The 21,300-nt window shown below is 70.5% G+C and carries 13 protein-coding genes; 7 read left to right on the top strand and 6 right to left on the bottom strand.

Going from position 1 to position 21,300, the window contains the following annotated elements:
- Positions 1-9: 9 nt before the first annotated feature.
- Both M2421_RS15030 and M2421_RS15025 read right to left on the bottom strand, forming a co-directional pair.
- A complete protein-coding gene (locus M2421_RS15030) occupies positions 10-504 on the bottom strand; it encodes a DUF2589 domain-containing protein (RefSeq protein WP_259208135.1) in 495 nt (164 codons plus the stop codon).
- 134 nt (positions 505-638) lie between these two features.
- On the bottom strand, positions 639-1,100 hold the full coding sequence (locus M2421_RS15025; protein ID WP_259208134.1) for an AraC family transcriptional regulator: 462 nt from the start codon (positions 1,098-1,100) through the stop codon (positions 639-641).
- A 569-nt stretch (positions 1,101-1,669) separates the two neighbouring features.
- Between M2421_RS15025 and M2421_RS15020 the strand changes: the two genes are divergently transcribed.
- Positions 1,670-2,065, top strand: a complete 396-nt coding sequence (locus tag M2421_RS15020; RefSeq protein WP_259208133.1) for a hypothetical protein — start codon at positions 1,670-1,672, stop codon at positions 2,063-2,065.
- Between the two features lie 13 nt (positions 2,066-2,078).
- Here the strand turns inward: M2421_RS15020 and recD are convergent, their stop codons facing one another.
- From recD to recC, 3 genes are read right to left on the bottom strand one after another with little or no spacing between them, the layout of a single operon-like run.
- A complete protein-coding gene (gene recD / locus M2421_RS15015) occupies positions 2,079-3,989 on the bottom strand; it encodes an exodeoxyribonuclease V subunit alpha (protein ID WP_259208130.1) in 1,911 nt (636 codons plus the stop codon).
- Complete coding sequence (gene recB, locus M2421_RS15010; RefSeq protein ID WP_259208129.1) at positions 3,986-7,639, bottom strand: exodeoxyribonuclease V subunit beta; 3,654 nt, start codon at positions 7,637-7,639, stop codon at positions 3,986-3,988. Before recB ends, recD begins: the two co-directional genes overlap by 4 nt.
- Positions 7,636-10,983 carry an exodeoxyribonuclease V subunit gamma gene (recC, locus tag M2421_RS15005; RefSeq protein ID WP_259208127.1) on the bottom strand — a complete coding sequence of 1,116 codons (3,348 nt, stop codon included), beginning with the start codon at positions 10,981-10,983 and terminating at the stop codon, positions 7,636-7,638. The genes recB and recC overlap by 4 nt, the downstream gene beginning before the upstream one ends.
- A gap of 215 nt (positions 10,984-11,198) precedes the next feature.
- On the opposite strand from recC, the gene M2421_RS15000 reads away from it, so the two are divergent.
- The 6 genes from M2421_RS15000 to M2421_RS14975 all read left to right on the top strand — a co-directional run bounded on the left by M2421_RS15000 (position 11,199) and on the right by M2421_RS14975 (position 15,316).
- Positions 11,199-11,987, top strand: coding sequence for an ATP-binding cassette domain-containing protein (locus M2421_RS15000; protein ID WP_259208125.1), 789 nt, complete (start codon positions 11,199-11,201; stop codon positions 11,985-11,987).
- Positions 11,987-12,736: an MlaE family lipid ABC transporter permease subunit gene (locus M2421_RS14995; RefSeq protein ID WP_259208123.1), complete on the top strand. Its 750-nt coding sequence runs from the start codon at positions 11,987-11,989 to the stop codon at positions 12,734-12,736. Before M2421_RS15000 ends, M2421_RS14995 begins: the two co-directional genes overlap by 1 nt.
- 95 nt (positions 12,737-12,831) lie before the next feature.
- Positions 12,832-13,356 (top strand): outer membrane lipid asymmetry maintenance protein MlaD, encoded by a 525-nt coding sequence (gene mlaD, locus M2421_RS14990; RefSeq protein ID WP_259208120.1) that lies wholly within the window; start codon positions 12,832-12,834, stop codon positions 13,354-13,356.
- On the top strand, positions 13,356-14,012 hold the full coding sequence (locus M2421_RS14985) for an ABC transporter substrate-binding protein (RefSeq protein WP_259208119.1): 657 nt from the start codon (positions 13,356-13,358) through the stop codon (positions 14,010-14,012). Before mlaD ends, M2421_RS14985 begins: the two co-directional genes overlap by 1 nt.
- Complete coding sequence (locus M2421_RS14980; RefSeq protein WP_259208116.1) at positions 14,002-14,313, top strand: STAS domain-containing protein; 312 nt, start codon at positions 14,002-14,004, stop codon at positions 14,311-14,313. The genes M2421_RS14985 and M2421_RS14980 overlap by 11 nt, the downstream gene beginning before the upstream one ends.
- Position 14,314: 1 nt before the next feature.
- Positions 14,315-15,316, top strand: coding sequence for an MlaA family lipoprotein (locus M2421_RS14975; protein WP_259208114.1), 1,002 nt, complete (start codon positions 14,315-14,317; stop codon positions 15,314-15,316).
- A 577-nt stretch (positions 15,317-15,893) separates the two neighbouring features.
- On the opposite strand, the gene M2421_RS14970 is transcribed toward M2421_RS14975, so the two are convergent.
- Positions 15,894-21,173, bottom strand: a complete 5,280-nt coding sequence (locus M2421_RS14970; protein WP_259208112.1) for a putative Ig domain-containing protein — start codon at positions 21,171-21,173, stop codon at positions 15,894-15,896.
- Positions 21,174-21,300: the final 127 nt, after the last annotated feature.

Genomic DNA, 21,300 nt, shown 5'->3' with positions numbered 1-21,300 from the left:
GGTGGTGGATCAGGTGGCTTTGATGGTCTTGAACACCCCCTGGCTCTGCGCCAGGTGGTTCATCAACCGCGCCGCGCCATCGGTCGGCTCGGTTCCCTCCACGCGCAACTGCACGTGTACGTTGCCCACGCCCTTGCCGCGGCCGGTATCCAGTCCTACGTGTCGCGCCGCCGGCCGCGGCGTCTCCCAGGCATCCGGAGCGCCCGGCGCAGGCACATCCAGATCCTCGGGGCCCAGTTCCGCCAGGTCCGCGTTGAAGCTGATCTCCACCTCCCGGATGCGCAGGTTGTTGGTGGACACCAGCGGCAACAGCGGCGCGCGGTAGAGGTCTTCATCGCCTTCCTCGGCCTGCGGGTGCAGGGAGGGCATGCGGATGGTGACGCTCCTGGGCCGGTTGTCTTCGTCGAAGAAATCGCGCAGGTGGGAAATCTGGTGCATCTCGATGCTGTCCTGGGCTTCGATGACCGCCCCGGCCAATGCTTCGATCAACGTGTGGAATGACATGGTTCCGCTCATCTCGCCTTCGCTCCTGGTCGTGGGACCTGCCATCGATACGGGTCGATGTCGGTGGTGTTGCTTCCACGGGGTTAGTGATACCCGCCGCGCCGTGCGCGCGTGCGGCGATGTGTTGCGACCGCTTAGCCGCGCGTTGCAGGCGAACGGCGCGGCGGCGGTGCGCAGCACGCACCGCGCATGCTCGACGGCGGCTCGCCGTAGTGGTGCCGATACGCGCGGCTGAAGCCGGACAGGCTGACGAAGCCCACCGCGTAGGCCACGTCCGACACATTGCCCTCGCCCTCGCGCAGCAGGCGCCGCGCCAGGCGCAGGCGCACCAGCCGGATCAACTCGCCGGGCGGGTGGCCGATGCTTGCCACCAGCTTGCGATGCAGGCTGGTGCGCGACATGTTCAACGCTGCGGCCAGCCGATCGACGGAAACCTCCTCGTCATCGGCATGCTGTTCTATCCACTCCCGCGCCCGCTCCACCAGCCGCGTGGCGGCGGTACCGTGCGGGCGGATCCGCGTGCGTGCCAGCAGCGCCTCCCAGGCCAGGTCGCCGTCGGCCGCCGTGGCACCGGGCTGGCACGTGCACTGGCACATGTGCGACAGCAATGCCAGGCTCCACGCCAGGCTCTGTCCATCACCATCGTCGACATCGCCACTGCCCGCGCCAGGCGGACTGACGAAAACCTCCAAACCTCGCTCGAAAACGTCCATAGCCCTGCCCCCTTCCTTCTGCTGATAAGCCGAGTCGGTGCATCGACGAAGCCAGCCGCAGGCGTCCCCAGGCACGAACCGGTCAGGCGTGATCGCACTGGATTTCCCCTGCAAAGCGCGTCGAGTACGACACCGCAGTTCCTCCACTACCGGTGTAACCGGAGCGTTGCCGGTGGACTTGGCGCTGCGTTGCAGATGCTTGTCACAGCGTTGCAGGGCGCTTTCGCACCGGCGTGCAAGTGGCGATACTGGATCGACGCATGCGTGTGAAACTGCAGCGACCGGCGATGATGTGTGACCGCCCGCACTCACAATGTGAGGCGCCCTACTCACTACGGATTTGCTGTCGATCACATGGTTGACTGGGCCACCGCGCGCTGCCTGCGCTCATCGCCACCGGATCGGGGCTATGCTGATGCCCTCTTTCCTGCGTGATGTTCGACCAGATCCCTATGAGCTATGACCTGATGGTGTTCGACCCCGCCGTGGCCCCGCGCGATGCGGAGGCGTTCCTGCAGTGGTACGACGCGCAGACCGAATGGAACGAAACCCACGAGTACGACGATCCGGCGGTGTCGGTGCCGGCGTTGCAGGCGTTCTTCGCCGCGCTCGTCGAGCACTTCCCGCCGATGGACGGGCCGCTGGCCGATGACGAGGACGACCGCCCGGAAGTGACCGACTACAGCGTCGGCCAGCACGTGATCTACGCCTCCTTCGCCGATGAAGTGGCCGAGAACGCGCATGGCCTGGTGCAGGTGCTGGCCCATACCCACCAGTTGGGCTTCTTCGATGTCAGCGGTGACGGCGCCATCGTGTTCCCCGATGGCACCGTGGTGATCCCGGAGTAAACCGGATGCGGGGCTAGAACAGCTGGCCCTGGGCCGGGGCCGGCGCCGCCGGGGCAGCGTCCGGCGCGGCCTCGCCGGCCTCGCCGGTGTCTTCGCCCAATCGCGCCGCCAGCCCGGACAACCGGCTGGCGTGCCGCTTCAGGGCCGCGCCGATCACCTCGGCGCTGCCCAGTACATGCAGCGACTGGCGGGCCCGGGTCATGCCGGTGTACACCAGCTCGCGCGACAGCACCCGGTTGTCGCGGCGCGGCAACTGCAACCAGACCGTGTCGAATTCCGAGCCCTGGGCCTTGTGCACGGTCATCGCGAACGCGCTTTCATGCGCGGGCAGCGCACCGGGATGGAAGCCCCGCGGCTGGTCCGGCGTATCGCCGGGGAACCAGGCCGTCACCGCGCCGTGGCGGTCGGCCAGGCAGATGCCGATATCCCCGTTGAACAGGCGGTGGCGGTAGCTGTTTTCGGTGACCAGCAACAGCCGGCCGTGGAAATAGCCCGGCGCCATGCCCGGGCGCGGCACGCCGGCCAGCAATGCTTCGATGCGCGCGTTGAGTCCGCGTGCGCCCTGCGGCCCTTCGCGCACGGCGGTGAGCAGGCGGATGCGCCCTGCGTTGGCCAGGGCCTGGCCCGGATCGGCGGCCTCGCCCAACCCGCGCCAGTGCGCGAGCAGCGGCGCGCGGTGCTGCTGCAGCGGGTCGCTCTGGTCCTCGTGGAAGTGCACGCCTGCCAGCGTGCCACCCCGCAGCAACGCCAGGGCGGTATCGGCGTCGCCGTGGCGCACCGCATGCGCCAGCGGTGCCAGGTCCAGCGCATCGGTCTGCCGGTAGCCGCGCTGCAACTGCACGCGCCGGCCGTCGAACCGGGTCGCCGCGGCCACGGGCTGCAGGCTGGCGGGGGCCAACAGCGTGCGCAGTGCCTGCGCGTCATCGGCGCGGGTGCCCAGGCCGTCGCCGCTGGCGCGCAGGACCGCGCTGAGCACGTCGCCAGCCTCCACCGACGGCAGCTGGTCCGGGTCGCCCAGCAACACCAGCCGGGTGCCCGAGGCGATCGCCTCGACCAGTTTGGTCATCAGCGGCAGGTCGATCATCGACGCTTCGTCCACCACCACCACCTCGAACGGCAGCGGGTTGTCGCCGTGATGGCGGAAGCGCGGCGCATCGGGAATCACCCCCAGCAGCCGGTGCAGGGTGGTTCCGGTGGTGGGCATGGCGTCGCACAGGGCCGGCGCAATGCCGAGCAGGCGCAGCCGTTGCACGGCCAGGCGCAGGCTTTCGGCCATGCGTTCGGCGGCGCGGCCGGTGGGGGCGGCCAGCGCCACCCGGGGCAACGGCGTATCGGCCTGTGCCGCCTGCGCGGCCAGCAGCACCAGCAGCCGCGCGATGGTGGTGGTCTTGCCGGTGCCGGGGCCACCGGTGACCAGCACCAGTGGGTGACGCAGCGCCACGGCAGCGGCACGGGCCTGGTGGTCGATGCCTTCGCGGGCTTGCGGGAACAGCTGCGCGAACAATGCCGCCAATGCATCCGGGTCGGCCGCGGGCAGTGGCTGGCTGGCGATGCGCTGCAGGCCTTCGGCCAGGCGGCGCTCGTATTCGCGGTAACGGCGCAGGTAGAGCAGGCCGTTCTCCAGCACCAGCGGTGCATCGGCAGCCGGCGCGGTGCAGCTGTCGGGCACGTCCACCCACGGTGACGCACGCAGCTGCGCCAGCCAGTCCGCCGGTGCGGGCCAGTCGGCGTCGCCTTCGACCAGGCGTTGCGGCTGGCACGGGTCCAGCCCGGCGTGGCCCTGGGACACCGCCAGCGAGGCCAGTGCGGCGGCGGCCAGCACCGCCTCGGGCGTGTCCGGCCGCAGCCGGCGCAGGCTCAGCGCCAGCGCGTGGTCGAGGGTACGCAGGGCGTTGCGCTGTTTCAGCGCGGCAAGCAGGCTCATGCCTCCCCCCGTGCGCGTGCAGCCATGCGGGCCTGGGCGTGTTCGCCGCCGGCGAACAGCGCATCCATGGCGTCGACCAGGGCGGGATCGAAGCGCTGGCTGTACAGCCCGGGGCTGTCCTGCCGCGTTGCATCCAGGCCACGGCAGAACAGGTAGCGGATCCCGCCCATGTCGCGCGCGTAGTCGTAGCCGGCCCCCAGCCGGAAGCGCAGCCAGCGGTGCAGCGCAACGGTATAAATGAGCGCCTGCAGGTCGTACTCGCTGTGCCGCATGGCGCTCTCCAGCCGCGCCGGGTCGTAGCCCGGCAGGCGGTTGGACTTGTAGTCGAGCACGTACCAGCGCTCGCCGCTGCAGTAGGTGAGGTCGATCTTGCCGGTCATCAGGCCTTCCAGCTTGCGCCGCGTACCAAAGCCGCGGCGGTCGCCGACCAGGCCGTAGGCGTGCAGCAGCTCCAGCAGCTGCGGCACCGCGGTGGGCTGCATCGCAAAGTGGAATTCGATCTCGGCCCGGCGCGCGGTCGGCGGCAGCGCGTGCAGTGCGCCGCCTTCGGGCAATGGCACGGTCAGGGTCTGCCCGACCAGGGCGGTGAGCACGGCCACGCCATCCTCCAGGTCCTCATCCGGGTAGCCCTCCTCGGCCAGCGAGGTGCGCAGCACCTGCGCCTGTTCCTCCGGCGCCGGTTGTCCCGGCTGCCAGCCTGCCCAGCACGCGAAGTCGGTGTTCTCCAGCGCATCGTGCAGCACGTTGCCGAAGCGGCTGCCCATGAAGCGCGGGTCGATCTCCTCTTCGCTCACCGGCACCGCCGGATCCGCCTCCAGGCTGAGGTCCACCCCGGCCGGTTCGTCGGCCGCCGGCGCGGGGACTTCGGTGGCCGCCGCGTCGGTATCGTGGCCGGCGTCGGCATGCGCCAGCTGGGTGAAGCTGTACACCCACCAGTCGTGCGGGATGCGCCGGGTGAGCGCGCGGACCGGCGGCAGTTCGCCGTCGCGCTCGACCGCCAGTTGCGGCGGGCGCGGCTCCAGCGGCGTGTCGACCACGGCGACTGCCGGGTGCGCACGCAGCGCCTCCAGGTCGGCCAGCATGGGCGCCAAACGGGTCTTCGCCAGCCCGGCCAGGTCGCCCGCGGCGATCCACAGCGCGTGCTCGGCGCGGGTCAGGCCCACGTAGAGCAGGCGCGCGTCTTCGGCCTGCTGCTCCTGCGTGTTGCGCGTGCTGGCCTCGTCCCAGGCGGGGTCCTTGTCCATCTTCCAGTGCAGCTCGCGGCGGCCGTGGGCATACACCGTGCAATGGGCGTCGGTGTTGGGGCCCTGGCCGCCGATGCCCACGAACGGCAGGAACACCAGCGGATACTCCAGGCCCTTGCTCTTGTGCAGGGTGATGATCTGCACGCGGCGTGCATCCGACTCCAGCCGCAGCAGCTGCTGCTCGTCGTCCTGGTCGGCGTGCGCCATCTGCACCTGCAGCCAGTCCAGCAGGCCGTGCATGCCCAGCGTCTGCGCGGCGGCCTGTTGCAGCAGTTCCCCCAGCTGCAGGTAGTTGGTCAGCCGGCGCTCGCCATCGAGCAGGCCCAGCAGGCGCTCGGCATGCTCGGCACACAGGTCGGCGATCACCGCGAACGGCCCGCCGCGCTGCCAGCGCTCGCGCCACAGCAGCAGGCGGATCTGGAAACTGCGCTGCGCATCGCCTTCGCGCTCCATCGCATCGATGGCCGCCGCATCCTCGCCCAGCAGCACCGTGGACAGCGCTGCGCGCAGGCGGCCTTCGTCGGCCGGCTGCAGCAGGGCCAGCAGCAGCAGGCGCAGGTCGTGCGCCTCTGCGGTGGCATACAGGCTCTGCTTGCCGGCGGCCACGGCCGGGATACCCACCGCGCTGAGCGCCTGCTGGATGCGCGTGGCCTCGCGGTGCGAGCGCACCAGCACGGCGATGTCGCCCGGCTGCACCGGTTGCCCGCGCAACAGCGTACGGCCCTGGCGGGCTTCGCTGAGCAGCTGGTGGATGGCGGCCACGCAGGCATCGCCGGCCTGGGCGCGGGACGGATCGGCCTTGAGTGCGCCGCCGTCGGGGTTGTGCAGCACGCGCACGGTCAAGCCGGGCGCGGGCACCCCATCGCGCAGGAAATCGGCGTCCACGCGCGTGCTGCCCGGCTGCACAGGCTCGAAACCGATGTCCGCCTCGAGGAAGGCGTCGGCGCCGGCGTTGGCGTACAGCGCCTGGATGGCCTGCAGCACCGCCGGGCGCGAGCGGAAGTTGCGGTCCAGCGGGGGCGCCGCATCGGCCTGGTGCTTGGCCTTGAGATAGGTGTGGATGTCGCCACCGCGGAAACCGTAGATGGCCTGCTTGGGGTCCCCGATCAGGAACAGCGCCGGGGCCAGGCCGGCCGCGCGGGTTTCCGGCGAATCGCCGAACACGCGCTGGAAGATGCCCCACTGGCGATCGTCGGTGTCCTGGAACTCATCCACCAGCGCGATCGCGTACTGCGCGCGCAACTGCTGCACCAGCACCGCGCGGTGCGGTCCCTCCAGCGCATCGGCAACGCCATCGATCAGGTCGTCATAGGTCTGCACGCGGCCGATCCGCTTCAGTTCGTCCAGTCGCGTCCGGGCCTCGTCGCGCAGCGCGTGCAGGAACGCGATGGCCTGCCCGCGTTGCCACTGCGCCAGCGTATCGGCGGCCGCCACGTACACCGCCAGCGCGTGCTGCAGCGGCGACTGCGGCGCCTTGCCGGCGTGCGCCTTGTTGGTGCGCGCGGCCAGTTCCTCCACGCCCAGCCGGCGCAGCCGCTCCACGTCGGCCTCCAGCGGCGTGTCCGGGTCCGCGGCACCGGCCCAGCGATGCAGCTGCACCGCCAACGGCTCCAGCCAGGCCAGCTTGTAGCTGTTGCCGTTGAGCACCTTGTTCTCCACCGCCGCGCAGAGCTCGCCCATGAAGGCCTCGCCATGGTCGCGGTAGGCCGCGGCGAGCTGGTGCGCGGCCTGGGCGTGTGCCGGGCGTGGGTCGTGCTCGAGCCCGGCGGGTATCGCCGGCAACAGCGGCAGTGGCTTGATGAGCGTGCCCATATCGGCGGCCAGCGCCTCCGGCGAGGACCACAACCGGGTCAGCGCATCCACGGTGGCCGCATCGTTGGCATACACGCGCCACAGGTCGGCGGCCAGTTCATCGTGCAGCGCGCGTTCGCTGGGCAGCAGGGTCGGCGGATCGAACGTATGCCCGCTCTCCAGCGCGTGCTCGCGCAGCACGCGGGTGCAGAAGCCGTGGATGGTGAAGATCGAGGCCAGGTCGATTTCATCGGCGGCGGTCTGCAGGCGGCGTGCCAGCGCGGCCGGGCGTTCCTCGCCCAACCCGAGCTGCCGTTGCAGGATCAACCGGGTCAGCGCCACCTCCGGGCTGTCGTCCTCGCCGGGTGCGCGTTCAACCAGCTGCGCGGCCAGCGCCAACCGCTCGCGGATGCGCTTGCGCAGTTCCTGGGTGGCCGCGTCGGTGAAGGTCACCGCCAGGATCTGGCCGATGCGCATCCCCTTTTCCACCACCAGGCGGGTGAACAGCGTGGCCAAGGTGAAGGTCTTGCCGGTGCCGGCGCTGGCCTCGATCAGGCGCACGCCCTCCAGCGGCAGCGCCAGGTAGGGGTCATCCAGCAGGTCGGGTGTGTTCATCGTGCGAGGCCTTGTGGTTCCAGGCCGGCGAAGACGCGGCCTTCGCACACCGCGGTGAACACCACCAGGCTGTTGTGCAGGAGCTGTTGATAGGTGTCCGAGGTGGCGAACGGATCGCGCCCGCGCAGCGCCAACTGGTAGGCAGCGCCGCTGGATTCGCCCCAGCTGCGGTCGCTGCCGTACCACTTCGCGCGCCCCTCCGCGTCGCGCTTGGCCTCCGCGGCGGTGTACAGCGCCCAGCCGGTGGACGGCGCATACAGCAACGGGGCACGCAGCCCTTCGTGGCGCAGCTGCAGCAGCCGGCGCAGTACCTGCCGGGCCTGCGCACTGCCCAGCGGCGCGCGTTCGTGTGGGCCCAGGCGGTTGTCGCCGGCATCGTGGAACTGCACCAGCGGCAGCGCATCCCCGGCCGCGTTGGCCAGCAGCCAGTCCAGCCCGTGGCGGATCGCCGCGCGGGCATTGAGCTGGCCGGGGCGCAACCGCACCAGCCCCTGTGGATGCACGCCCTCGACCCGGCCATGCAGGCGCACCCCGTCGATCTCCACCTCGTAGCGGCGGCTGTCGGCGCGGGTGCCGGCCTGCCACTGCGCCAGCGCCTGCGCATACGGGCGGGTCTGTGCCTGCAGTACCTCGAACTGGCGCTCGCCCAGGGCACCGGACGGCAGCAGGGCGCGGGCGCGCAGGCGCGGATACAGCGGCGTGGCGTCGTCCTCGAGGGTGGCCTGGATCACCGCCTGCTGCAGCAACAGGGTGTCGCTGCCGCGCGTGGCCATCACCAACGGCTCCACGTCATCGGCATCGCCAAGATCCTCGGGCAGGCGCAGGCCGAGACGCTGCGAAAGAAACTGGCTGGCCGGGTCGGTGAGGAAGCGGCGCAGCGCATCCAGGCTCAGTTCGGCCTCGTCCAGCAGCGTCTCCGGGACCGGCAGCGGCGCATCGAACCACGCCGCCAGCGCGCGTCGTTGCCCGCCCAGCGAGCCGGCGGCCGGGTGCCATTGCTGGCGGTAGCTGAAGCGCCGTGGTTCGTCGCCGCCGCCAAAGGCCGCCGGGGCGAACGGCTGCAGCGAATGCCGCACGGTCAGTTGCCGGGCCGCATCGGCCGGCACCTGGTGATAGGCCGCCGCCGCGTCGATCAATTCGCTGACCAGCACCGACGGCTCACGCACGCTGCCGTCGCGTGGATCGGCGCCGAGATAGCTCAGGTAGAACACGTCCTGCGCCGACGCGAACAGCTGCAGGAACAGGAAACGATCATCCTCGCGCAGCGAACGGTCGCCATGCCGGCGCTTGTCGGTGCCCAGTTCGGCGGTGAGCTGGTTGAGCCCGGCGGCCGGATCGCGGCGCGGGAAGTCGCCATCGTTCAGGCCCAGCACGCAGATCACCCGGAACGGCAGCAGCCGCATCGGCACCATGCGCCCGAAGCTGATGCCGCCGGTGAGCAGCGGCGCGCGGGTGTCGGCTTCGGCCAGCACCCCGGCGAAATGCGCGCGCACCACCTCCGGCGCCACGTCGCCGGCGAAACCGGCCTGCGCCGCGTCGCGCGCGAATTCGTTGATCAACTTGCGCAGGCGCTCCAGCGCGCGCTGGCTGTTGGCCGCCTGCGGCGGTTCGGGCAACAGCGCATCCAGCATGCCCAGCAGGCGGGTGCGCCACTGCGCCGGCGGCAATGCCTTGCCCAGCGCCTGCTGGTAGCGGGCCAGCACCCGCAGCAGCGCGAGCAGGCGGTCCAGCGCCTCCAGCGCGCTGCCCTCCAGTTCCGGCCACGGCGCCACCCCGGCGATGTCACCCTCGCCGCCGCTGGCATGGCCGAGCAGCAGGCGGTCCAGCGCGAACTGCCAGGTGAACGCGTCATCGCGCGGCGCCTGGTGCTGCTGGCGATGCTGGGCATCCAGCCCCCAGCGCGCGCCGGCGGCCTGCAGCCAGTCGTGCAGGCGGTCGAAGGCCGCTGCGTCCAGCCCGGCCGCATCGGCCAGTGGCGCGCTGGCCAGCAGGTCGAGCACTTCGTTCAGGCCGAAGCGCGACACCGGCAGGCCGAGCAGGTGCACGAACACGTCGGCCAGCGGCTCGCCGGCCAGCGGGCTGGTGTCGGCCAGCGCATAGGGAATGTGTTCATCGCCACCGCTGCGGCCGCCGAACACCGCTTCCAGGTAGGGCACGTACGGGTCGATGTCCGGGGCCAGCACCGCGATCTCGCGCGCCTGCAGCGGTGGATCGAAGCGCGGGTCCTGGAGCAGGCCGCGCAGCTGGTCGTGCAGCACCTGCAGTTCGCGCAGGCGGGTGTGGCAGGCATGCACCTGCAGGCTGGGATCGTCGCGCCGCAGGCTGTCGCGGCGCGCACCGGCGGGTTGCCCGCGGCGGTGGAACAGATCGCGCTGCAGGCGGTGCAACAGGCTGTCGGCGAGCCCGCCGTGGGCCATGTCCGGGCGCACATCGTCTTCGGGATCGTCGTAGGCGGCGATCTCGCCGGAGGGGTGCACCACTTCGTAGCTGCCCAGCACCGCCATGAAGTCGCGGCCGGCCGCGCCCCAGGCCTGCAGCAGGCGGTTCTCGCCCGCCGCCTCGCCGAACGGGTCCGGCGCACCGCTGCGCAGCTTTTCGCCCAGGGTCTGCAGGTCGCCCCAGTAGGCCTGGGTGGGCGTGGGCAGGTAGAAATGCAGCGTGCCCACCCGCGCCTGGGTGGCCATCACCCGCAGCACGTCCGGGGAGATGTTGAGCGTGGCGAAGGCGAATACCCGCGCCGGCAGGCCCTGGGGCAGCGGCTGGCCGGCACCTTCGAAACGCGACAGGTAGGCATCGATGCGGCGTGCCCGGTACTGGTGGCCGCTGGCGATGTGCCGCCACAGGATCGCCTGTGGGTCGTGCGCGTCGGCGCCGGCCTCCCAGCGCAGCAGCCAGTCGCGGCGCCAGGCCTGGTACTTCTCGAAGACCGCCGCCAGCTCGCCCGCCAACGCCCACGGCTTGAGCGGATCGGCCACGGACAGGTAGGCCTGCAGCGCGCGCATCGGCGCCTGCGCCAGCAGGTTCGGGTCGGTCAGTGCCGCATACAGCTTCCAGCGCAGGGCGGCGGCGGTGAGGTCGTCATGCTCGCCGGGCACGTTGGCATTGAGCGCCCGCGCGACGAACTCGCCGGGGGTGAGGAAGTCCAGGTTGGCCGCAATGCCATACTCGACCGCCAAGCTGGACTGCAGCCAGCGCCGCATCGCCACCTGCGGGATCAGCACCACCTCCGGGACCAGGATCGACTGGCCCGGCACGGGCGTGCGCACGGCGCTGGCGAGCAGGGCGGCCAGCACGTCGAGGGAGTTGGAGTGGTACAGGCGGAAGTCGGATGCAGCATCGGTCATCGCGCCAGTGTGCCGCAGCGGGCGGTCGATCACGAGGGCGGCCAGGCACCGGGGGTGGCTGCGCAGGGCAGGCATGTCGGCGCTCGACACGGTGTGTTGCGAGCGGCGCCGCAGGCCGGCGGTTGGCGACGTGCGACAATACTGCACGGTCCAGTTCGGTTATGTTCAGCCGTTCACCACGATCTTACAACGTTGGAATTTTGTTAATGGCGTCCATGACGGCTTCCGAAGAACCTCTGGTGCAGTTGACCAACGTGCGCATCGATCGCGGCGGTCGCAGCATCCTGCGCGACGTTTCGCTGCAGGTGCCGCGCGGCAGCATCACCGCCGTGCTGGGCCCGTCGGGCAGCGGCAAGTCCACGCTGCTGGCCGCGCTCACCGGCGAACTGCGCCCGGTCGCCGGCCAGGTCACCCTGTTCGGCAAGCCGATCCCCACCGGCAGCAGCGCGCTGCTGGAGATGCGCAAGAGCGTGGGCGTGCTGCTGCAGGGCAATGGCCTGCTCACCGACCTGACCGTGGCCGAGAATGTCGCGCTGCCGCTGCGCACCCATACCCGCCTGCCGGCGCCGGTGCTGCGCCGGCTGGTACAGATGAAGCTGCACGCGGTGGGCCTGCTGGCCGCCGCCGATGCCTGGCCGCGCGAGCTGTCCGGCGGCATGGCGCGGCGCGTGGCGCTGGCCCGCGCGCTGGCCCTGGACCCGCCGCTGATGATCTACGACGAGCCGCTGACCGGGCTGGACCCGATCGCCTCGGGGGTGATCATGAGCCTAATCCAGCGTCTCAACCACAGCCTGGGCCTGACCAGCATCATCGTCAGCCACCACGTGCACGAGACCCTGCCGATCTGCGACCAGGTGATTGCGATCGCCAATGGCGGGGTGGTCTTCCAGGGCAGCCCGGCCGCGCTGGAATCCAGCCAGGACCCGCTGCTGCGGCAGTTCCTGCATGGCCAGCCGGATGGCCCGATTCCGTTCGATGCCGCGCCGCGCGCGAGGGTTGCCTGATGCCGTTCGTTGACGCCACCCGCTCGCTGGGCCGCGCCGGCCTGTTCTCGTTGACGGTGCTGCGCGGCTCGCTGCCCACCGCCGACTTCCTGGCCGAGCTCACCCGCGAGATCTACAAGGTGGGCGCGCGCTCGCTGCCGATCATCGCCGTCGGCGGCGCGTTCGTCGGCCTGGTGCTGACCCTGCAGGGCTACCGCACGCTGACCACCTTCGGTGCGGCCGACGCGCTGTCCACCCTGCTCGGCCTGTCGCTGTACCGCGAACTGGCCCCGGTGCTGACCGCGCTGCTGTTCATCGGCCGGGCCGGCAGCTCGATCGCCGCCGAACTGGGCCTGATGCGCGCCACCGACCAGATCAAGGCACTGGAGCTGATGGCCATCGACCCGGTCGCCAAGGTCGTCGCGCCGCGCTTCTGGGCGGCGGTGCTGACCGTGCCACTGCTGACCGGCATCTTCTGCTCGCTGGCGATCAGCGCCAGTTACTTCGAAGCCGTGCACGTGCTGGGGCTGGACAACGGCGTGTTCTGGTCGGCGCTGAGCAACAGCGTGGATTTCTGGGACGATTTCGGCGTGGCGATGCTGAAGTCGGCCATTTTCGGTGGTACCGCGGCACTGGTGGCGTCGTACGTGGGTTTCCACGCCGAACCCACCATCGAGGGCACCTCGGTGGCAACCACCCGCGCGGTGGTCAACGCCTCGCTGCTGGTGCTGATGTTCAACTTCGTGCTGTCGGCCATGATGTTCCGGTAACCGCCTGGCGCAGGCCGGTGCACGCCATCGGTTCGCAACGACTCCCCGCCCGGGCACCTGTCCGGGCACCTGACAAAGAACAGTGAGATAACCCCATGGCCATCCGCGGTCCCAGACTCGAATTTTCCGTCGGCGCCTTCCTGCTGCTGGCGCTGGCCTCGCTGCTGGTGCTCGCCATGGCTTCCACCAACCAACGGTGGGGCCTGGGCGGCGACGGCTATGAGCTGAAGGCGCGCTTCACCCAGATCGGGCAGCTGCGCAAGCAGGCCCCGGTCAAGATCGGCGGCGTGGTGGTCGGCCAGGTCTCCAGCATCGAGCTGGACCCGACCAAGTTCGACTCCATCGTCACCCTGACGCTGGACGGCAAGTTCAAGGACCTGCCGGCCGACACCTCCGCGGGCATATTCACCAGCGGTTTGCTCGGCGAGAGCTATATCGGACTACAGCCCGGCGGTGATCCGGACGTGCTCAAGTCCGGCGACGAGATCGTGTTCACCCAGCCGGCGGTGGATCTGCTGCAGCTGGTCGGCAAGTACATGTTCAGTGGCCCGGCCAACGCCGGCGGCGCCGCTCCCCAGGATGCTCCCGGTGCGGAAGCACCGGCTACGGAAGCCCACTAATGAAAACCAAACTGATCCCGGTCCTGCTGGCCTCGGCCCTGCTCGCCAGCGTCCCTTCGCTCAGCTTCGCCCAGGCCGCACCGGCCGCCACCAGTGCCTCGCAGGGCCAGGCCGGCACGGTCGTGCTGGATGCCAGCACCCGCATCCTGTCCACGCTGCAGCAGCGTCGCGGCGAGTTCCGCAGCAACCCGGCCGCGCTGCGCAGCTTCATCAACGGTGAGCTGACCAAGACCTTCGACCGCGACTACGCCGCCCGCCTGGTGCTGGGCGTGCACGGCCGCGGAGCTTCCGACGCCGATGTGAAGCTGTTCGCCGACGCCATGGCCGACAACCTGATGCAGCGCTACGGTTCGGCGCTGCTGGACATCCAGGGCAAGCCCAGCTTCCGCCTGAAGTCCGAAGCCCCGCTGCCGGGCAACCGCGGCGTCAAGGTGTCCACCGAACTGGTGCGCGCCGGCAGCGAAGCAACCCCGGTCGATTACCTGATGCGCAACGTCAACGGCCAGTGGAAGATCTTCGATGTCGCCATCGAAGGCATCTCCTACGTGCAGACCTTCAAGACCCAGTTCGACGCCCCGCTGCGCCAGAAGTCGATTCAGCAGGTGGCCGCCGAGCTGCGCAACGGCAGCATGCAGGCCGCCCCGAGTGGCAAGTAACCCGGCCAGCGTCAGCCGGCAGGACACCGCGCTGGTCTTCAGCGGGGTGCTCGACCGCGCGGCGGTGACCGCGCTGTGGCCGGCGCTGCAGGCCAGCAGCGGCGTGCAGGTGCTGGACCTGACCGCGGTACCGCGGGTGGACAGTGCCGGCCTGGCGCTGCTGGCCGAGCTGGCCGCGCGGCTGCGTGCGCAGGGCAGCGACCCCCGTTTCAACGGCGCCCCCGCCGGCTTCAACGAACTCGGCGCGGCCTACCGGTTGGCGCCCTCCCTGGATTTCAATGCCTCTACTGCGGCGAGCTGACATGAACGTCATACGCACCCTCCCCTTCCTCGTGCTGGCCCTGGCGCTCACCGCCTGCGCCGGCAAACCCGCGCGTGAAGCCGCCCCGGCCAGCGTTGCGGTGGACGCCTCGACCCCGGTCGAGGACGCGCCCGCCGCCACCGTGCCCCCGGTCGATGACGGCGCGGCGGCACCCGCCGCGGCCGTGGCCACCGACGGCACTGCCGCGCCGGTGGCGCAGGCCGCTGGCGAGTCGGCGCCGACCGATGCCGAAGACGACTTCGCCGCGTTGTACGGTGGCCCCGCGCCCGGTGCCACCGGCAGCGAACCCGGCCGTCCTGCCTACGATCCGTGGGAACCGTTCAACCGCAAGGTGCACAGCTTCAACAACGTGGTCGACCGTGCCGTCGCCCGCCCGCTGGCCACTGCCTACACCCACGTGGTGCCGCGCTTCGCGCGTACCGGGGTGACCAACTTCTTCAGCAACCTGCGTGCGCCGGTGACCATCACCAACCAGCTGCTGCAGGGTCGCCCTGGCGATGCCTGGGACAGCCTGGGCCGGTTCCTGATGAACTCCACGCTGGGCGTGGGCGGCCTGTTCGACCCGGCCAGCAAGGCGATGGTGCCGCGTCGCAGTGAGGACTTCGGCCAGACCCTGGGTGCCTGGGGCTGGCGCGGCTCGCGTTACGTGGAACTGCCGTTCTTCGGCCCGCGTACCGTGCGCGATGTGTTCGGCCTGGCCGGCGACATCCCGCTGTCGCCGATCCGTACGATCGAGCAGGACCGGCTGCGCATCGGCCTGCAGGGCCTGCAGCTGGTGGACATGCGCTCGCAGCTGATGGCGCTGGATGACATCCGCGACAGCGCGGTGGACGAGTACGCGCTCACCCGCGATGCCTGGCTGCAGCGCCGCAACTACCAGATCGAGAACGACCTGCGCGGCAAGCATGCGCGCGGCAAGGATGCCGACGACACCGCACCGATCCCGGTCGATGCGATGCCGATGCCGAACTGGAGCAACTGAGCCCGGGCGTACTCACCGACGGGTGGGCAGGTGCTCGCAGGAAGCTGACAAAAACCCCGCCTTGGCGGGGTTTTTTTTGGTTCCCCTTCCAATGCAGGGCGCGTCTTGTTGCAACGGGCGTGATTGAGCACGGCTCTGCGCGTGCGGTCGGGCAGTTCGGGCGCCGTGTTGGATCGGGTTGCGTCTTCGATCGGGTCTGTCGCGAGGGTGAGGGCCCCTTAGCAACCGGTAGCCCCTGGCGTAGTGTCCCCCGGCCTGGCGGCCTCCTCCTTTGTTTTGCCCAGGAGCCTACCGGCCGCTAAGGGGCTCGGCTCGCGGCACGCAGATGGACGCCAGGCTTTTGTTGCGCTGGTCGGTGGGTCGGTCGCTGGGTCCCCAGACCCTTTCCGGCGAATGTCCCCCGGCCGCTGCGCGGCCTCCTCCTTTATTTCGCCTCCAAGGGCATGGGGACCCAGCGACCGACCCACCGACCGCCGCGCAAGAAAAACTCCGAGCGCGCGAGGTGTTTGCCACACGCAGCGAGAAGAACTTCGTGCCCCCCGGCATCGCGCCACCGGCAACCGGTGGCGCGTACCGCTTACAGCTGCTTGTCCAGGCTGATCTGCACGCCGTGGTCGCGGTCTTCACCGCTGCCCACCAACCCGCGGTAGTCCACGCGCAGACCCCAGTCGCGACCGAAGTCGAACATCACCCCCGCGCCCAGCATCCAGCGATTGCGGTCGAAGCCATCCAGCGAGGTCCGGTAGAACGGCACACCGACCAGATCGGCGTACTGCATCGTGGCGGTGCCACTGCCGCTGAAGTCGTGCTGGTATTCCACCCGCAGCTGCGGCGTCCAGGCGCCCCAGGCCGCGGTCTTGCGCGACTCGATGCGCAGGCCCGCGTTACCGGTGCTGGTGTCCACGTCCTGGTCGCCGTAGCGCAGGGCGAACAGGTCGCTGCCCTGCTCGACATAGCGGTCGAGCGTGCCGCGCGACGCATCCAGTCGCGCATACGGGGTGAACTGCCAGCTGCCACGCACCAGGTCGGCACCGACGGACAGCGAACCGAACCACTGGCTGCCATCGCGGCGGGCATGCACGAAGCTGCCGTCGCTGGTCACGTAGCGGCGCAGATCGTAGTCCAGCAACTGGTGGCCCAGCAGCGCATCCACGAACAGGTGCTGGCCCGGGCTGTAGCTGCCGTACACCGCCAGGGTGAAGGCCTGGCCGTCGCTGCGGCTGCCGTTCTCGCCCACATCGGTGCGGTCGCGACCGTAGCCCAGGCCGACGCCCAGGGCCAGGTCCTCGCCCACCTGCAGGTCGCTGCCCAGGGTCACGCCATCGGTATTGAAGTCACCGCCGGCGCTGCCGCGCCCGTTGGTCCGGCCGGTGCGGATCGTACCGCCCACCCACAGGCCGAGCGGTGCCTGCGCGCCCGTCCCGGCCGCGGCCGGTGCATCCAGCCCCGGCTCCCGATCGAACGGCTGGCGGCGCTGGGCGTCGCAGTCACTGCCGGGCAGGCTGCCCACGGCCGGATCGCACCGCTGCGGCCCGTAGGCCAGGCCCAGATTGTTGCTGAAACCGTTGCTGCGGCTCGCCCCGTGCAAGCGCTGCATGCGCTGCTGGAAGTTCTCGATCTGCGAGGTGGCAAAGCGCCGCGCGGCGTCGGCCTGCGCCGACAGCAGCCCGCGCACTTCCGGGTCGCGGGTCGGGTCCGGGCGCTGGGTGACCTGCACGGTGTAATCGCGGGTGCCGGTGAAGCCCAGTGCATCGGTGGCGGTGACAGTGAAGGCGAACGCACCGGCCGCGGTAGGCGTGCCGGTCAGCGCACCCGACGCGGCCAGCGCCAGGCCGCCGGGCAGCGCGCCGGTGGTGACCGCGTAGGTATACGGCGCGGTGCCACCGCTGGTGGAGAGCTGCTGCTGGTAGGCGTTGGCGAACAACCCGGCCGGCAGGGTAGCCGGGGTCAGCGTCAGCACCGGCGCGGCCACGCTGAGCGTGTAGGCCTGGGTCACGGCGGCCGGGGTGCCGCGGGTGCTGTCGGTGGCGGTCACGCTGAAGGCCACCGTGCCCACTGCGGTGGGCGTTCCCGACAGGCGACCGGTGGCGGCATCCAACGCCAGGCCTGCCGGCAGGGTGCCGGTGGTGACGGCGAAGGTGTACGGCGCCACGCCGCCGCCGGCAGCGAAGGCCACCTGGTACGCACTGCCCGCCGTGGTCGGGGTCAGGGCGCCAGCGGCGGGGGTCAGCGTCAGTGCCGGGGTCGCCACCTGCAGGGTGTAGTTCTGCACCACGCTGGCCGGGGTGCCGGTGGTGCTGTCGGTCACGGTGAGGGTCAGCGCGAAGCTGCCCGACTGGGTCGGGGTGCCGGACAGCACGCCGGTGCCGGCGTCGAAGGCCACGCCGCTGGGCAGCGCGCCGGTCAACACGTAGCTGTAGGGCGCCACGCCCCCGCTGGTGGTGAATGCCTGCTGGTAGGCGGTGCCGGCCGTGGCCGACGGCAGGGTCGGCGGGGCCACGACCAGGGTCGGGCTGGCCACGCTCAGGGTAAAGCCCTGGCCGGCGGTGAACGGGCCGGTGCCGGTGCTGCTGTCGGTGGCCGACGCCACCAGGTTGAAGCTGCCGGCCTGCGTCGGGGTTCCGCTGACGGTGACGCTGTCGGCGGTGCTGGCGGTGATCGACAGGCCGGCCGGCAGGTTGGTCACCTGGTAGCCGCTATAAGGGGCCGCACCACCGGACCAGGTGAAGGTCTGGCTGTAAGGCGCGCCGGCCACGGCCGAAAACACGCTGTTGGCGCTGACGGTGATGGTCGGGTTGCCCACCGTCACGGTGACCGTGGCCGGCGTGGAGGTACCGGTGCCGTTGCTGGCGGTGTAGGTGAAGCTGTCACTGCCGGCGAAGCCCGCTGCCGGCTGGTAGCTGATCGCGGTCGGGCCGGTCACCGTGGCGGTGCCGTGCAACGGGGCGGTACCGATCGCCACCGAACTGGCCGCCCCGCCCGACAGCGCGAGCGCCACCGGCGCGGCGGGCGCACCGTAGGCCACCGCGGTGCTGACGTTGCCGGCCACCGGCAGGCCGTCGGCCACCGTGATCGACATCGGGGTGCCGATCGAATACGGCGCACCCACGCCGGTGCTGCTGTCGGTGGCGGTCACGGTGAAGTTGAACGTGCCCAACGCGGTCGGCGTGCCGCTGAAGACACCGTTGGCCGCCATGCTCAATCCCTGCGGCACGCTGCCGGCCGTGACCGTGTAGGCGTACGGCGCGGTGCCGCCGCTGGCCGGGCCGACGGTGGCGGTATACGGCTGGGCGAGGGTCGCCCCCGGCAGGGCTCCACCGGGCAGCACCAGCGTGGGCGCGCCCACGGTGAGCACATAGGTCTGCACGCCGGTGTAAGGACCCGGCGCTGCACTGGTATCGGTCGCGGTCACGGTGAAGGGGTAGGAGCCGCCCGCGGTGGGCGTACCGGCCAGCACGCCACCCGCGCTCAGGGTCAGGCCAGGCGGCAGCGAGCCGGTGGTGACGGCATAGGTGTAGCTGCCACTGCCGCCGCTGGCGACGATGGTCTGGCTGTAGGCAACGGCGATCGCCGGGGACGGCAGCACCGTCGGCGCGACGGTGACCGGCTGGTCATCGTTGAGCACGGTCACGATGCCCTGCGCATTGGCGAGCGTGGCATTGGTGGGGGCGGTCAGGTTGATCGCGAAGGTCTCGTCGGCCTCCGGCGTGGTATCGCCGTTGACGGTGACCGCGATGGTCTGGGTGGTCGCGCCGGGTGCGAAGGTCAGCGTCCCGCTGGCGCCGATGTAGTCGGTGGGCGCGACGGCGCTGGCATTGGCGGTGGCGTAGTTGACGGTGACCGTCTGCCCGCTCACCGCCGACAACGTCACCGTCAACGTGGCCGTGACCGTACCGCTGTTGCCTTCGGTCACCGTGGTGTCGTTGATGGACAGCGAGGGCACGGCGTCGTCGTTGACGATCGTGCCCGTGCCCTGGCCGTCGGCGACGGTGGCACCGGTGACGTTGCTGACGGTGGCAAAGAAGGTTTCATTGGGCTCGTGCAACGTGTCGCCGTTGACCAGCACGGTGAAGGTCGCGCTGCTGCTGCCGGCCGCAATGCTCTGCCCGGTCAGCGCCTGGGCGACATAGTCGCTGCCGGCGGTGGCGGTGCCATTGGCCGTGGCGATGTCGAAGCTGACCCCGCCCGGGCCCGCCGCCGCGTTGAGCGACACGGTGAAGGTGAAGGCGGTGGTGCCGCTGTCGCCCTCATTGAGGCTGACGTCACTGATGCTCAACGCCGGCTGGTCGTCATCCAGGATCGTGCCGGTAGCGCTGGCCGGTGCACCGACGGCATAGCCGGTGCCTGCAGCCAGCGTCAGCACCACGGTCTCATTGGCTTCCACGCTGCTGTCGGCGGTGGGCGTGACGGTGATCGTGCCGGTGGTGGCCCCGGCCGCGATCGACAGCGGCGAGGACACCGCCGCGTAGTCGGTGCCGCTGGTGGCCGTACCGCCCACGGTGTAGGCGACCGACAGCGGCACCAGGCTCGGCTGGTCCAGGGTGACGGTGTAGACCAGCGGGGTGCCGCTGTCTTCGTTGACCGAGGACGGGGCCACGGTGATCGACGCGCTCGGCACGTCGTCGTTGAGGATCGTGCCGGTGGCGCTGGCCGGGGCCCCGACGGTGTAGCCGCTGCCCGCTGCGACGGTGAGGATCACCGTTTCATTGGCCTCCACGGTGGCATCGGCGGTCGGGTTGATCGTGACCGTTGCGGTGGTCGCGCCCGAGGGAATGCTCACCGTCGCCACGCCGCCGGTGTAATCCACGCCACTGGTCGCGGTGCCGCCGGTGGTCAGGTTGACCACGGTCGGCGAGGACAGGTTGAGGCTGCGGGTGACGGTGTAGACCAGGTTGGTCGCCCCGTCCTCGCTGACGCTGGCCGGCGCCACGGCGATGCTGACGCTGGGCGCCGCGCTCACGGTCAGGGTGAAGTTCTCCACCTCGAAATAGCTGCCGGTGCCGGTGCTGCTGTCGGTGACGCGGATGGTGACCGGATAGGCGCCGGGGGCCACGGCGGTGGTACCGCTGATCACGCCTGCATTGAGCGTCAAACCGGCGGGAAGGCTGCTGGCTTCCATCGCGTAGGTATAGGGCGCAACGCCACCGGTGGTGGCCAGCGTCTGCGAGAACGGTACGCCCTGGATGGCCGTGGCCGCCGCCGGGGTGAGGCTCAGGCTGGGGTTCTGCACGGTGCCGCTGTAGGTCTTGTCGGCGGTGGCCGTGGTGGCATCGGTGGCGCGTACGGTGAAGGTGTACGCACCGCGCTGGGTGGGCGTGCCGCTGATCACTCCGGCGTTGAGGGTAATGCCAGGCGGTGGGGTACCGGCTTGCAGCGTGAAGGTGTACGGCGCGGTGCCGCCGCTGGCGCTGAGCGTCTGCGATACCGCCGTGCCGGCGGTCAGGGTGAGCGCGGCCGGTGCGACCACGATCGTGGAGTTGGCCGGGGTGATGGTGACCGTGACGCGGACGGTGTCGCCATCGGTGTCGGAGAATTCGAAGACATCACTGGTGGCGGTGTCGCCGCCGTGACCATAATCGACGAACCAGTTGCCGCCGGTGATGCGCAGGTTGGCGGTGCCGTGCTGCGGCAACTGCGGACCGTCCACGGGGCCCTCGCCGGCCAGGGCGACCGGATTGGCGCAGGCAGAGACGTTGATCGCCACCGTGCCGCCATTGCCGACGGTCGCCGACTGGGCCGGACAGATCAGCGAGGTGTGCGCGGCCCACGCGGCGGTGGACCACAGCGCGGCGCAGAACAGGACGAACAGGGTCGAGAAAACACGCGCGGTACGCGCGTATCGGGTACGGAATGCCATGACCTTTCCCCCTTGGAAAGAATCCACCTGGATGCAGAACACCATCGAGGTGCGCGTCCCGTGCCGGCTGCCCCGGGAGCATGATGCTCCCGTCGTTCCCTGACGTCGCCAGCGGCAGGCATTCCAC

This window comes from Stenotrophomonas sp. BIGb0135 (genome assembly GCF_024810105.1).
GTDB lineage: Bacteria > Pseudomonadota > Gammaproteobacteria > Xanthomonadales > Xanthomonadaceae > Stenotrophomonas > Stenotrophomonas maltophilia_AB.
The sequence above is the reverse complement of the archived record's forward strand: the minus strand, read 5'-3'. Positions and strand labels throughout refer to the sequence as shown.

Coding starts and splice junctions, on each gene's coding strand:
- recB (WP_259208129.1), bottom strand. CDS start 7,639: ATGAACACACCCGACCTGCTGGATGACCCCTACCTGGCGCTGCCGCTG.
- M2421_RS15025 (WP_259208134.1), bottom strand. CDS start 1,100: ATGTGCCAGTGCACGTGCCAGCCCGGTGCCACGGCGGCCGACGGCGAC.
- M2421_RS15030 (WP_259208135.1), bottom strand. CDS start 504: ATGTCATTCCACACGTTGATCGAAGCATTGGCCGGGGCGGTCATCGAA.
- M2421_RS14985 (WP_259208119.1), top strand. CDS start 13,356: ATGAAAACCAAACTGATCCCGGTCCTGCTGGCCTCGGCCCTGCTCGCC.
- recD (WP_259208130.1), bottom strand. CDS start 3,989: ATGAGCCTGCTTGCCGCGCTGAAACAGCGCAACGCCCTGCGTACCCTC.
- mlaD (WP_259208120.1), top strand. CDS start 12,832: ATGGCCATCCGCGGTCCCAGACTCGAATTTTCCGTCGGCGCCTTCCTG.
- M2421_RS15000 (WP_259208125.1), top strand. CDS start 11,199: ATGACGGCTTCCGAAGAACCTCTGGTGCAGTTGACCAACGTGCGCATC.
- M2421_RS14995 (WP_259208123.1), top strand. CDS start 11,987: ATGCCGTTCGTTGACGCCACCCGCTCGCTGGGCCGCGCCGGCCTGTTC.
- M2421_RS14970 (WP_259208112.1), bottom strand. CDS start 21,173: ATGGCATTCCGTACCCGATACGCGCGTACCGCGCGTGTTTTCTCGACC.
- M2421_RS14975 (WP_259208114.1), top strand. CDS start 14,315: ATGAACGTCATACGCACCCTCCCCTTCCTCGTGCTGGCCCTGGCGCTC.
- M2421_RS15020 (WP_259208133.1), top strand. CDS start 1,670: ATGAGCTATGACCTGATGGTGTTCGACCCCGCCGTGGCCCCGCGCGAT.
- recC (WP_259208127.1), bottom strand. CDS start 10,983: ATGACCGATGCTGCATCCGACTTCCGCCTGTACCACTCCAACTCCCTC.